This window comes from Paenibacillus kribbensis (assembly GCF_002240415.1).
GTDB classification, from domain to species: Bacteria; Bacillota; Bacilli; order Paenibacillales; family Paenibacillaceae; genus Paenibacillus; species Paenibacillus kribbensis.
Genome location: NZ_CP020028.1, coordinates 4,939,257 through 4,952,901 on the forward strand (window position 1 = coordinate 4,939,257; position 13,645 = coordinate 4,952,901).

Sequence of the window (13,645 nt, forward strand, 5' to 3'; positions counted from 1 at the left end):
ATGGAGTAAACGATTACTCAAACGGCATAATAGAATTTTTCCTTCCCCCAATTTATCAGATTGTTTCTTATGCCCTTCGGTTATGAATAAAATCAGGTGGGATAACGTTTACCCAACAAAGACAAGAAAACAGTTCATAGCTTGGATTCCATCACTTGTTGCTTGCTTACAACATCATATTGATTTTGGTGTCCGTTTGGGTAAACGATTACATTTAACATAATTAAAATTATCATTTTCTGATACTGTTGTCAAACCATTTTTGTTGGAAATTCTACGGGAAAGTATACAGCCTGATAAAGTACACCATCTCACTCTATGAGAGGTAGTACAAAACCTGTGCTTACCTCTCCCGTAGCTAATCCAAGAAGGTCTCATAAACCAACATACAACTAGGTGGTACTACGTTGGATCAACCGTACGGGGACAGAATAATGCTGCTCCCGTTCGATCTTTTCTCCATTCAGCATACGGAGCAGCATATTGCATGCATGATCTGCAAGTGTTTCTTTATCTTGTTCAATTGTAGTCAACGGTGGATTGCAGTATTGGGAAATTGTATCATTATCAAAACCTACTATTTTGACTTCACCCGGAACCTGCACTCCGTATTTCTGTAATGCGAGCAATGCGCCCAAAGCCAACCAGTCATTGGTAGCAAAAATGCCGTCAAACCGAAGTTTTTTCTCCAAGACGCGCTCAATAGCCGCCTGTGCGGTTTCCAGAGTAGGCCCATCATTTCGAACTGCAACCAAGCGGTCCTCTGATGGGTACAGTCCGTGCTTTTGCAGAGCATCTTTATACCCGTACAGACGCTCATTAACAGAGGAGAGATTGTTTTGCTTGGTCAGCAGTAAAATTTCCTTGCAGCCTTTGTTAATCAGCTCCTCTGTCGCCAAAAATCCACCCTCATAATGATTAGACTCGATAAAAGCTACATTCGTATTAATCTTCGGCCGACGGTCAATACATACAATCGGAATGGGCCGTTTAAGCAATTCCGCGGAAAGCTCCTCCTGTCCCGAAATACAGACCAGACCATCTACCATTTTTCCATCCAGAGTTTTCAGATACTCTCGTTCCTTCTCTGCATCTTTAGCAGTATTACATATAATGGTAGAGTATCCTTGTTTAAAAAAGAAGCTTTCCACCTTTTGTACAATGACTGAAAAAAATTCATTATTAATATCCGGCACCAAAACGCCAATCGTCTGCGATTTACTCATTCTCAGGCTTTTGGCGATACTATTGGTCTCATATTGGTACTTCTGGATAACTTCATTAACCTTCTGTCGCGTTTCCTCAGAGAAGCGGCCATTCTCGTTAATCACACGGGAAACCGTTGCTACAGAAACCCCACTCAATCTGGCAATATCTTTTATTGATATTTGATTTTTTTTCATAATTTCCCTCGAATAATCATATTGAGTAATCGTTTTCCTATTTGGAGATTAGCATAGTCTTAATATTGATGTCAACTTACACAATAGCATAGAACGAGGTTTTCGCAAAAATATGTGGAGACGGCAAATCATCATTCCGTTTTATGAGTAAATAATTCCTTTACAAGGAATACTTTATGGACAACCTGTTTATTCTACGGGGAAATGAATTGAATTGAATGGTTTGGGGGGCATCATCATGTGGTCCAAAATAGTACCTTTTATTCCAAGCTGGGTTACATTATTTCAAGCCGGCCTCGCGTTAATTTTCCCATTAGGGATTTATTATATAAACAATTCAATTTATTCATTTGTGGGCAGTAAGGGTGCAATTTCCAAGCATTCTCCTGACCGTTCATCTGCCAATAAAGATCACAAAACTCACGCTGATCAGCAGCAGGAACCAGACTCCAAAATTACAGGGGATTATGATGCTGACTTGAAATCGATCCAAGCAGCTATAGGCGAGAATAGTGATGTGCATTTTCGTGAGTTTATGGTGAAAAAATTTCATGCACGGTCCGTGTTAATCTTCATCGAAGGCATGCAGGATGAAGAGCTTATGAACAAGCAAGTATTGCAGGTCTTGATGTTTGAGGGCCAACAGGAACAGCCGGAACGTATAAGCAAATCTTTTATAAAAGAAAGCTTGATGCCACTTACGCAAATTAGTGAAGTTACCGATATGGAGGAACTGCACGAGTCTATCCTTTTAGGCAATACCGCACTATTGATTGAAGGAATGAAGGAAGCACTGCTGGTCGGGTCCCCTAACGGCTCTGTTCGATCCGTGAATGAACCAACCTCTGAAGCATTACTCCGTGGTCCCAGAATTGGCTTTACGGAAGTATTAAGTGAAAACACTTCGATGCTTCGACGTCAAGGCTTAAATAAAAGTTTGGAATTGAAGAAATTCCAAGTCGGTAGCAGAATCAAAAAAGATCTGGTTATCGCGTACATCAAGGATATTGTGAATCCGGATCTTCTAGAAGAAGTGAACCACAGAATTTCAAAAATAGACATGGATTTTGTAGCTGAATCCGGTTATGTAGAACAACTTATTGAAGACAATTACTTAAGTCCTTTCCAGCAGGTTCACAACACAGAGCGACCCGACCGTGTCATTAATGCGTTGCTGGAAGGAAGAATAGCCATTCTGCTGGACGGGACTCCTTTTGCACTTATTGTCCCGGTGACCTTCAGTATGCTGCTTCAATCTCCCGAAGACTATTATGAGCGCTGGATTCCGGGGTCACTTTTACGTTTGCTGCGATTTTTCGGAGCTTTCATAGCACTGATGGGTCCTGCTTTGTATATCTCTTTTATATCGTTCCATCCCGGTTTGATTCCGACCAAGCTGGTTATTAGCATTATTCAAACTCGTCAAGGCGTCCCTTTTCCATCCGTCATAGAAGTCATGATTCTGGAAATTTCGATCGAAATCCTGAGGGAAGCCGGCATACGATTGCCTAAACCTGTTGGTCCTGCGATGGGCATTGTCGGAGGTTTGGTCATTGGCGACGCTGCTGTAAATGCGGGCATTGTCAGCCCATTCCTGGTCATTGTGGTTTCAGTTACTGCTATTTCTTCGTTTTCGATACCGTCATACAGTGCGGGCATCAGCCTGCGCCTTTTACGTTTCGTCGGAATGCTCTTTGCAGCAGTTCTGGGCATGTTCGGCACCATTTTGTTCTTCCTGTTAATTTGTATCCATATGACGAAATTGAAAAGCTTTGGCGTACCGTATGTGACTCCCTTCTCCCCCATGCGTACAAGCGATTGGAAGGATGTGTACATCCGGGCTCCTTTATCTAAGATGAAACGAAGACCTATTATGATGAAAACTCAGCAAAGCAAGCGCAAATCATAGTACCCTGAGGATGGAGGAATTATGGTGTTTACACGCTCTGATGATAAGATCACAACCAAGCAGGCCGCCGTTTTCCTGACCAATACGGTGCTTGGGGCAGGGATTTTGACACTGCCAAGAGGTGTAACTAAAACAGTACAAACGCCTGATGGGTGGCTTTCTGTACTGATCGGCGGATGTATTGTCATATTAGTGGTCTTGGTGATGGTGAAATTAAGCCAACAGTTTCCCGAAAACACCGTGTATCAATACTCCAGGAGAATCGTAGGAACTATTCCAGGAGGATGTTTAAGTATGTTATTAATTATATACTTTCTCATCATCGCTGGCTTTGAGATACGTGTATTAGCGGAAGTGACGTTGTTTTATCTGCTCGAAGGGACACCGATCTGGGCGATTGTCATTCCATTCATCTGGACGGGATGTTATCTGGTTTTTGGAGGCATTAATCCTATCGCGCGGCTATACCAGATTGTACTTCCGATCAGTCTTTTCTTTCTGCTTCTCTGTTTTGTCCTTAGCCTGAGAATATTTGAAATTGACCATCTTCGTCCCGTATTGAGTAACGGGATCCTTCCTGTAATCAAGGGACTAAAATCTACTGTCCTTGTTTTCACTGGATGTGAAGTAATCATGACACTGGTCGCTTTCTTGCAGCACCCTGAAAAAGCCGCAAAGGCCATGGTCGCAGGGATCAGTATTCCTTGGATACTGTACTTTTTGACCGTATTTATGGTGGTTGGCGGGTTATCTGTGGACTCAACTGTGACAAGCACTTGGCCCACCATTAATTTAATACGCACTTTTGAACTTCCTGGCTTTCTTTTTGAACGTCTGGAGTTTCCGCTGCTGGTGATCTGGATGATGCAAATGTTTTGCAACTTCTGCAGTTTTTTCTTCAATGCCTCCTTAGGTATCTCACAGGTGTTTGGTCTTAAATATCGTTATGCTGTATTCGGCTTAATCCCGGTTATCTTTATCTCCACGATGACTCCTATACGTATGACTGAAGTGTTTAGTCTGGGCGATGCGATCGGATACATGGGAATCATTTTATTTTTTCTGGTCCCGGTACTTCTTTCCATCGTTTTTATGATCAGGAAGAAGGGATTGAAGCAAAATGTGTAGACGACATATTCTATCTTTGCTGCTTGCCTTCGTTCTTTTGGTGACTCAAACCGGGTGCTGGAGCAGCAAAGAAGTGGAGGAATTAAGCATATATACAGGAGTGGCTCTGGATAAGGGTGAGCTCACTCCATTGGAACAAGCCCTGGAGAAGGAAGGCAGCCGATATTTCAAGAAAAATAAAATGACTGCCAGTGTGCAAATTGTTCCCAAAAAATCTTTCGGCAGCGTAGCTAAACAAGGCGGTGGTGGACAAGGACCAAACTATATAAATATGGCCGCCACCGGCGATTCATTGCTTGAAATATTCCGGCAATTTTCCCTTCGTTTGGACCGTCCGATCATTGGTCACCACCTAAAGGTTATGGTGGTTTCCACCGAACTGGCGAAACAGCAGACGATGCAGCAGTTGATGGATTTTGTGCTACGCGATAATGATATTCGCCCGAGCTGTATGGTTTTCTTAAGTAAAGGTCGAGCAGCCGACACATTAGTTACAAAATACAAGGGCGAGATCCCGTCCATTCATATTCTGTACATGCTTCGCAACCATTTTAGAACCAGCAAGGTGATGAGAGGGGTCAATTTGTCTGAACTGGATGGGTTGATGCATTCCAAGAAGAGCTATATTTTGCAAAACATTATAGACGCTGATGGAGAATTCGAATTTTCAGGCGCAGGCATTATTAAGGGAGATACCGGTCACTGGATCGGTAATTTGGGGCAAGAAGATGTGGATAGTATTGCATGGATTAAAAGTGATGTTGAGGGGGGAGCCATCAAAACGTATGATGAGCGGAATCAACCTATAACTTATGAGATCAAATCGGTAAAAAGCAAAATAACGCCTAAGGTGACCAATGGAAACGATATCTCGTTCCATGTCAAGATTGAATCCAAAGGACGTTTCATCGAAAACTGGGATGATAAGTTGGACCCAACTAAAACACAGAACATGAAAGAGGCTGAGAAAGTATTTAAAAAAGAAGTGACTAAAAGGATTAAGTCTCTTATGTACAAGCTACAATCGGAATATAAAGTCGATGTTGCTGGTTTTGGCGAACGTCTATATATTGAAAAGCCTCAAGTGTGGAAAAAAGTAAAGGATGATTGGGATTACAAATTCAGTCAAATCCCAGTAACCTTCGATATTAAGTTATCTATAACGGATTTAGGTTCATCTTCTGAATAAATAGAGATTTCCAGTCATTGATTGGGTGCTTAGCATAGTACTTTAGAATAATGTATACTTCTAATCATCACTGATACGAAAGGAGTCGCAGCTTGCGTATTTTCGATATTCTTCATATATTGGCTGCTCAGCAGATTATCAAGGGAGAACATCTGGCAAATAAGTTGAACGTATCGACACGAACCATCCGAACAGATCTAAAGGAATTGGATACATTGTTGTCCGAGCATGGAGCAACCATCAAGTCGCTCAAAGGAACTGGCTACAAGCTGGAAATTTGGGATGAGCAGAGATTTTATAGTCTGCTGAAGAAATTAAAAGAACAAGAGATCGTGCCCGAGCAGGCGGCAAGTTCTTCTGAAGCAAGAATTCAATATATCATTCGAAAGCTGCTGCTTACTAAAGCATATATCAAGCTTGATGATTTAGCTGAAACATTATATGTCAGTCGTTACACGTTGCAGAGCGACCTCAAGGATATGCGTAAAATTCTTGCGACTTATGGATTATCACTAGAGAATCGTCCGCATAACGGCATTAAAATCAAAGGCAGTGAAGCAAAGCTTCGCTACTGCATATCCGATTGTTTATTCGGCAGACGAGATGAAATAAGAGATCGCAAGCATTCTACGCTCCCTATCATCTCTGATGAAGACATGGAATTAATTAGAGAGGTCATTCTGGAACGCATTGAGCTCAATCAAATTCAGCTATCGGACATTGCGCTGAACAATCTCATGATTCATATTGCAATTGCATGTAAGCGTATACGGGATGAAAGATACGTTTCGTATTACCCTTCAGAGATCAAAAAAATTGAAGCACAGAAAGAATTTAATGTCGCTTCTGAAATCGTACTCGATCTGGAACAAAAAATGGGACACTCTTTTCCGTCTGCTGAAATTGCCTATATTGCCATACATCTGCTAGGTGTAAGAACCATTGTCACCGCCCATATGGATGAAGAAGAAATCAAAGCCATCATTGATAATGATATATACGAATTAACGATTGAAATACTCAACCAAATCGAAGAGCAGCTAAAACTGGATATTCGTAGCGATAAAGAATTGCTGATTGGTTTGTGCCTTCATCTCAAGCCGCTCATTAACCGTCATAAATACGGAATGAATTCACGGAATCCTATGCTGGATAAAATCAAAAGCAATTACCCGCTTGCCTTTGAAGCGGGCATCATTGCAGCCGAAATAGTCAAGCTGCGGCTCGGGATACAAATGGAGGAGAACGAAATTGGTCATTTGGCTATCCATATCGGGGGCGCCATGGAAAGAAAAAAAATAAAAGGCAAACCCAAAAGAACGATGATCGTATGTGCTTCTGGGCTCGGCAGCGCAAAACTGCTGTATTATAAGCTTCAATCGACATTCGGTTCCAAGCTGGAGATTGTAGGAATAACTGAACTGTATAAACTCAAACAGATGTCGCTGGATACACTTGATTTTGTCATTAGCACCATCCCGCTTTCGGAACCGCTTTCTGTCCCTCTGATTCATGTAAATACATTTTTGGATGGTTCCGATATCCATAAGCTTGAAAACGCCCTTTCCGAGGCAAAACCTCCGGCTGTGCAATATGTTCGCAAAAAGATGGTTTTTCTTCAGCAAAAGTTTGATAACAAACTCCAAGTGCTTGAATTTTTATCCGAAAAAATACAAGCTGCCGATCTTGTGAATGGACCGCTGCTACAGTCTGTTATAGAGCGGGAAGCGGTATCTCCTACTGCATTTGGAAATCTGGTCGCGATCCCGCATCCAATGGAACCATTGGCCCATTCAACCTTTTGGGCTATCTGTACATTACAAAAGGCAATGGATTGGGACGGCAAGCCCGTTCAGTTTGTTTGCATGCTCTGTATACAACGTCGTAAAACAGAAGACCTACAGAGCATGTACAATATTATGCTAGGTTTTCTCAATAATGAAAATCTCGTTCAGCAGTTGATCCGCTGCAAAACATACACGGAATTTGTGCAGACGCTATACCATCATCATAATGAATAGAGAATTTACAAAAATCCTGAATATAGAAGCAAACAAGGACCTGGGCCTAATAGCGAAGGTCCTTTCTCTTTTTGCTGCCAAAGGTGAAGTCCATGGAGCATGGATAATTTCCGTTAAGAAGAGGAAAAAACATACGCTTTGTTGAAAACGGTTGCAGTTTATAATAAACCTACATCAACACAACTAAATAAAAGGGGATTGAATAAACGTGAATAGCGATGAGACTAAAAATTCGGATGTAAGCACGGAAAGCATAGACGACACAGAGTTTGTATTTCAAATCATTTTATATGCAGGTAATGCACGTAGTTCAGCAATGGAAGCGATTGAACTGGCAAAGGCAGGAAAGTTTGAGGAAGCAAGAGAGGAATTAACGGTATCCAGCAACGAGTTGGTGGCCGCACATAAAATTCAAACCCAATTCATCCGTAAAGAAGCATCGGGCGAAAAAACAGAAATGTCAGTCATGATCGTACATGCACAGGATCATTTAATGAATGCTATTTCCATTCGAGATATGGCTTCAGAATTTGTAGACCTGTATGAACGTATTGCACATCTGGGCTCAAAATCATAAAGGGGGGCTATCCCATGGCTTTCAAAGAAAAGTTGGTCAACGGCCTCACAGCTGTAGCCAATGCGATCAACAATTTTAAATATATCGTTGCCATCAAAACCGCCTTTATTACATTAATGCCTGTCATTATTGTGGGTGCCTTTGCTGTATTGATTTCTAATATGGTCATGGACCCGGTTAACGGACTCGCGCATTTTAAGCCTTTCTCGTTCCTCGCAGAGTATAAGCCTATTTTTTCAGGTATCAACTATGCCAGCTTAAATATCCTTACGATACTAGCCATTTTCATGATTGGCTTGGAGCTAGGAAAAATCAATGGAGAGAAAAATCTCTTTCCAGGGTTGCTCGCTGTCATTTGTTTTGTATCTGTGACACCAACAACGATTGAAATGATGGTCAACGGGGAGATGCAAAAAGTAACCGACGTTCTCGCCCGTCAGTTCACAGACACCAAAAGTTTGTTTTTGGGTATTTTTGTATCCATTCTATCCATTGAGCTGTATAGCAAGCTAGGCAAGTCCGACCGACTTAAAATCAAAATGCCTGAAAGCGTTCCTAGTAATGTGGCTGTCTCCTTCTCGGCACTTATTCCAACCATTATTACCGTAACAGTCTTTTCAACGTTTGGAATCTTGTTTCACAAATTCACAGGCCTCTATTTGTACGATGCTGTCTACAATGTTGTGCAAAAACCACTAGAGACCGTAGTACAAGGATTGCCTGGTATATTGGTGTTGATGCTGGTTGCGCAGGTGTTCTGGGTCATCGGTATTCACGGCAACCAGATGGTCAAACCTATTCGCGAACCGCTGCTGCTTGGAGCCATCACAGTCAACATGACTGCTTATGAGCAAGGGCTTCCGATTCCCAACATTATTACCATGCCTTTCTGGGATGTATACATGAGCATAGGCGGTTCAGGAATTACACTAGCCCTGCTGATCGCCATTTTGATCGCCTCGAAGCGCGAGGATATGAAGGAAATTACCAAGCTTTCGTTTGGCCCAGGACTGTTTAATATTAATGAACCTGTCATTTTCGGACTTCCGATTATGTTAAATCCTTTAATGGCTATTCCGTTCATTGTTACCCCGCTGATCACAGGAACCATCGGTTACTTTTCGACACTGCTGGGATTTGCAGGTAAAGCGGTTATCATGGTGCCATGGACGACTCCACCTATTATTAATGCCTATCTGTCTACAGGTGGAAGCATTGGAGCTGTCGTTACCCAGATCATATGTATTGTGGTAGCGATTATTATTTATCTTCCATTCGTCAAAATTGCCAACAAACGAACTGCTGGATAATAAATATATCAACAAAAAGGAGGAACGATTCATGGCTAGTCATAAGGTTCACATTCCAAACAATTTCATTATGGGAGCTGCTGCTTCCGCCTGGCAAACAGAGGGCTGGAGCGGTAAAAAGGAAGGTCAGGACTCCTATCTGGACGTATGGTACAAAAATGATCGCTACGTCTGGCATAATGGATACGGGCCTGCCGGGGCCACCGATTTCTATAATCGTTATGCCGAGGATGTGGCGCTCATGAAGGAGATTGGCCTGACACACTATCGCACCTCCATTAATTGGTCCCGATTTTTGACAGATTACGAGAATGTTGTAGTGGATGAAACCTATGCCGATTATATCGGCCGCGTCATTGACGAATTGATTGCCAGCGGCGTCGAGCCGATGATCTGCTTGGAGCACTACGAGTTGCCTGCTTATCTACTGGATAAATACGATGGCTGGTCGTCTAAACACGTCGTGGAACTGTTTATTCAATACGCAGAAAAAGTATTTGAGCGATACGGTGACCGGGTAAAGCACTGGTTTACGTTCAACGAGCCGATTGTTGTCCAAACTCGTGTATATCTGGATGCCATACGCTATCCCTATGAACAGAATACCCAGAAATGGATGCAGTGGAATTATAACAAAACATTGGCTACAGCCAAGTGTGTGCAGCTCTTCAAAGCAAAAGGCTATCATCAAAACGGGGCCAAAATAGGCGTTATTCTTAACCCTGAGGTCACCTATGCCCGGTCGAGTGCACCTCACGATCAGTATGCCGCGCATGTGTATGATTTATTTTACAATCGAGTATTTATGGACCCTCTCCTCAAAGGAGAATATCCGCAAGAGCTGTTTGACCTCATGACTAAGCATGATATTACATTCGAATCGACTACGGAAGAACTGAATGTAATAAAAGAAAACACCGTTGACTATGTTGGGATTAATCTCTATTATCCGCACCGAGTAAAAGCACCGAGTAGAGCGTGGAATGAGAACACCCCCTTTCACCCATCCTACTACTATGAACATTTTGATCTTCCGGGTAAGAAGATGAACAAGTCACGAGGCTGGGAAATTAATCCCAAAATTATTTATGATATGGGAATGCGTATCAAGAACGAATACGACAATATCGAGTGGTTTGTTGCCGAAAATGGAATGGGTATCGAGAATGAAGCTGCCTTCAAGAATGAGGAGCAAATCATCCAGGATGATTACCGCATTGATTTTATTTCTGAACATCTATACCATGCGTTAAAAACTGTGGAGGCAGGTTCCAACTGCTTGGGTTATATGCTGTGGGCCTTTACCGATAATGTTTCTCCCATGAATGCATTTAAAAACCGCTATGGATTAGTAGAAATTAACCTGGAGAATGACAGAAGCAGGCATCTGAAAAAATCCGGTTACTGGTACCAGACGACGATCAAGGAACGTTCATTTGTTGTGAATCTGGACGAAGAGTATAAGTGATCGATTGCGAGCCAATTTCAATGACTGAGGATTTTGCAAAATCCTGGACTAAAAAATAGATTTATGGAGGCGTTGAATGATGAAAAAAATTATTCTTGCTTGTTCTGCCGGCATGTCCACATCCATTCTGGTATCCAAGATGAAAAAAGAAGCAGAAGCGAGATCCTTGGAGATTAACATCGAAGCCATCCCCGAAAGTACCATTAGGGAAGAATTAGCGAGCATCAATGATGCTGTGATTGCTATTTTACTAGGTCCTCAAGTGCGGACGCGGAAAAATGCAGTTACTGAAATCGCAGCTCCCTACGGTATTCCTGTAGATGTCATTGACACGATGGCTTACGGAAGAGGCAATGGCCCGGCCGTACTTGATCAAGCCTTGAAGATGGCTGGCGAATCATAACGATTATAAAATGCTGCAAGATGGCTTCTGAATTCATCATAATAGCCGCTCCTGAATTTTTTTCAGAAGCGGCTACACGCTTAATTCAAATTGATTTTAAATACATCCCCTGCATTGCCACCCAAAACGATCAAGCCGCCTTGGGGCAGTACAACCGAATTGTTATGGCTGGCAGTAGAAAAATCTACAACCGCTCCGTTTTCATCATAGACAGCCAACCCTCCGCTTGTTGGAAAATCAACGGTCATCGTTTTATTGGCTGAGTTTTTATCTATTTTAAACCATGTGGCTTGGCCATTCGATAGTATGGTGTACACTGATTTTCCTCCCAGGATAGGTTTAACAGCATCTTCACTGATATAGGACTGTCCATCTATGGTTAAATACTCTGAACCATCCTTGGTATTAAAATTCAGATCAAATGCATCTCTTCCATTCATGACAGGAATCTCAACGGCATTAACTGCTTTATTCTCATTCACAATTTTAGTACCACTTGCATATCCATCATGATCAACGGAGATTTTTTTCGTTATAAAGGATGGGGCCAAATAAAAAATGGAAGATATCTTTTCATCCAAAGCATAATAATTTTTCCCGTTTCTATGTTCCCATGCCTTTTGAACTGTAGTATTTAGAGGGTTGGCATCATGCTTCTGATATTCATAAGTTACCATAACCATTTGGCCTAATCCCGTAAAGTTTAAAAATATGTTAGCCTTAATATACGTTTTCCCGTTTTTTTGTTTGTCAAAGCTTACGGCTACACTGCCATCACTGCTTTTGAATTGTCCATCGCCTGTATACACATATTTTTGCGCCGGGACGAATCCCTCCAGAGCAGGTAAATCAAACTCACCGTTTTTAATTTCTACATTGATGGTTGTACCCACAGAACCGTATATTCCCGAATAAGAAAGTAAATCAGATGGCATTTCCACTTTTACAGGAGGCTCAAATGTTTTATCAGGTATGATGTCTTTTATGATGCCCTTATCTTTTAAAAGCTCCAATAAAACGTTAGAAGCAAAAATACTATCCAGGATGGAAGACCCTCCAGATGAAAGCACAGCCATAGAAATTTGATGCTCAGGTATGATGATCAAAGCAGAGTGATACAAAACAGTATCCCCACCCTTGGATAACGCAGTTATTCCATAATCACTAAACGGTGCCAACTGAACCGCATCCCAACCAAGCCCATAATTAAAGCTGTTTGTCTCTTCAGGTACCCATATTCCTTTTCGATATTCATGACTTTGCATGGACTTTGCTGATTGTGCAGATAAAATATCGGTTCTGTTCCCCATTAATACTTCTGCAAACATAGCCAACTCTTCTGCGGTGGAGTATAAGCCTCCTGTCCCAATGACATTGGCATTTTCAACGGGTAAGGCTCCCTCAACCGCAGGAAAATAAGTTTTGGACAGCATTTGTCTATCAAACGGATCGAGAGGTGTTTTTGTATATTTTAAATCCAAAGGGGCACTAATATTCTTTCTCAGGAATTCGGTGTAGCTTAGACCGCTCACCCGTTCAACCAATATTTCAAGCAATTGAAAACCATCATTACTATATACAGAATATTCGCCGGGGTTGGATTTTAAAGTTTCTGATTGTAATCTCAGCAATAGCTCATCATGATTTTCTGTATCATTATCATTAAATAACATACTATTTTTTAAGTGGGCACCGTAAAGGCCTGACGAATGATTTAACAACATACGCGGTGTAATTTTTTTGTACCTTTCATCGGCCATTGTAAAGTCCTTAATGTATGTTGTTAGCGGCTGATCAATATCGACTTTATGGGCATCCACCAGCATCATCGTTGCAGCAGACACGTACATTTTGCTGATAGAGCCTATACCGAACATGGTATCTTTGGTGATCGGCTCGTTGGTTGCTTTATTCTTTACACCCACGCTATCCGTTAATACGATGTTTCCATGGTCCATAATGGCATACTGCACACCGCTAGCACCGTATTTGGATACCAGCTCCGAGGCCAGATTGCGAGCCTTTTCCTTGATGGGTTCAGGACTACCTTGAGCAAAAGCATTCGTCATCGGCAGTACAAAAAGCATAGCCGAAATGAACAAAGTTATTATTTTCTTCATTCATATTTCCTCCTCTTATGGCTTCCCAGATTCTATTACTGGACTGATCATACAATAAACGAGGATTCTATATAGAAAAGTCACCCTGAAGCGAAAAAAACAATCCCTAAACAACAT

At 41.8% G+C, this 13,645-nt stretch carries 10 protein-coding genes; 8 read left to right on the forward strand and 2 right to left on the reverse strand.

Annotated features, from left to right (window positions below; genetic code table 11):
* Nucleotides 1-392 precede the first annotated feature (392 nt).
* Nucleotides 393-1,403, reverse strand: coding sequence for a LacI family DNA-binding transcriptional regulator (locus B4V02_RS21985; protein WP_094156414.1), 1,011 nt, complete (start codon nt 1,401-1,403; stop codon nt 393-395).
* 238 nt (nt 1,404-1,641) lie between these two features.
* On the opposite strand from B4V02_RS21985, the gene B4V02_RS21990 reads away from it, so the two are divergent.
* The 8 genes from B4V02_RS21990 to B4V02_RS22025 all read left to right on the forward strand — a co-directional run bounded on the left by B4V02_RS21990 (nt 1,642) and on the right by B4V02_RS22025 (nt 11,408).
* Complete coding sequence (locus tag B4V02_RS21990) at nt 1,642-3,312, forward strand: spore germination protein (RefSeq protein WP_094156415.1); 1,671 nt, start codon at nt 1,642-1,644, stop codon at nt 3,310-3,312.
* A gap of 24 nt (nt 3,313-3,336) precedes the next feature.
* Nucleotides 3,337-4,440 (forward strand): GerAB/ArcD/ProY family transporter, encoded by a 1,104-nt coding sequence (locus B4V02_RS21995; protein ID WP_179031444.1) that lies wholly within the window; start codon nt 3,337-3,339, stop codon nt 4,438-4,440.
* Nucleotides 4,433-5,629, forward strand: coding sequence for a Ger(x)C family spore germination protein (locus B4V02_RS22000; protein ID WP_094156417.1), 1,197 nt, complete (start codon nt 4,433-4,435; stop codon nt 5,627-5,629). Before B4V02_RS21995 ends, B4V02_RS22000 begins: the two co-directional genes overlap by 8 nt.
* A 92-nt stretch (nt 5,630-5,721) precedes the next feature.
* A complete protein-coding gene (locus B4V02_RS22005) occupies nt 5,722-7,650 on the forward strand; it encodes a BglG family transcription antiterminator (RefSeq protein WP_094156418.1) in 1,929 nt (642 codons plus the stop codon).
* A 208-nt stretch (nt 7,651-7,858) separates the two neighbouring features.
* Nucleotides 7,859-8,227: a PTS lactose/cellobiose transporter subunit IIA gene (locus B4V02_RS22010; protein ID WP_068505070.1), complete on the forward strand. Its 369-nt coding sequence runs from the start codon at nt 7,859-7,861 to the stop codon at nt 8,225-8,227.
* Between the two features lie 14 nt (nt 8,228-8,241).
* Complete coding sequence (locus tag B4V02_RS22015; RefSeq protein WP_007428402.1) at nt 8,242-9,537, forward strand: PTS sugar transporter subunit IIC; 1,296 nt, start codon at nt 8,242-8,244, stop codon at nt 9,535-9,537.
* Nucleotides 9,538-9,568: 31 nt separating this feature from the next.
* On the forward strand, nt 9,569-11,005 hold the full coding sequence (locus tag B4V02_RS22020; protein WP_094156419.1) for a glycoside hydrolase family 1 protein: 1,437 nt from the start codon (nt 9,569-9,571) through the stop codon (nt 11,003-11,005).
* A 79-nt stretch (nt 11,006-11,084) separates the two neighbouring features.
* Entirely contained in the window at nt 11,085-11,408 is a 324-nt protein-coding gene (locus B4V02_RS22025; protein WP_094157068.1) for a PTS sugar transporter subunit IIB, read from the forward strand.
* A gap of 80 nt (nt 11,409-11,488) precedes the next feature.
* Here B4V02_RS22025 and B4V02_RS22030 read toward each other — a convergent pair whose 3' ends face one another.
* Nucleotides 11,489-13,528: a serine hydrolase domain-containing protein gene (locus B4V02_RS22030; RefSeq protein WP_094156420.1), complete on the reverse strand. Its 2,040-nt coding sequence runs from the start codon at nt 13,526-13,528 to the stop codon at nt 11,489-11,491.
* Between the last annotated feature and the right edge of the window lie 117 nt (nt 13,529-13,645).

Excerpts from the sequence above, each read along its gene's own strand:
- B4V02_RS21985 (WP_094156414.1), bottom strand. The coding sequence starts at position 1,403 with ATGAAAAAAAATCAAATATCAATAAAAGATATTGCCAGATTGAGTGGG.
- B4V02_RS21990 (WP_094156415.1), top strand. The coding sequence starts at position 1,642 with ATGTGGTCCAAAATAGTACCTTTTATTCCAAGCTGGGTTACATTATTT.
- B4V02_RS22000 (WP_094156417.1), top strand. The coding sequence starts at position 4,433 with ATGTGTAGACGACATATTCTATCTTTGCTGCTTGCCTTCGTTCTTTTG.
- B4V02_RS22015 (WP_007428402.1), top strand. The coding sequence starts at position 8,242 with ATGGCTTTCAAAGAAAAGTTGGTCAACGGCCTCACAGCTGTAGCCAAT.
- B4V02_RS22020 (WP_094156419.1), top strand. The coding sequence starts at position 9,569 with ATGGCTAGTCATAAGGTTCACATTCCAAACAATTTCATTATGGGAGCT.
- B4V02_RS22025 (WP_094157068.1), top strand. The coding sequence starts at position 11,085 with ATGAAAAAAATTATTCTTGCTTGTTCTGCCGGCATGTCCACATCCATT.
- B4V02_RS22030 (WP_094156420.1), bottom strand. The coding sequence starts at position 13,528 with ATGAAGAAAATAATAACTTTGTTCATTTCGGCTATGCTTTTTGTACTG.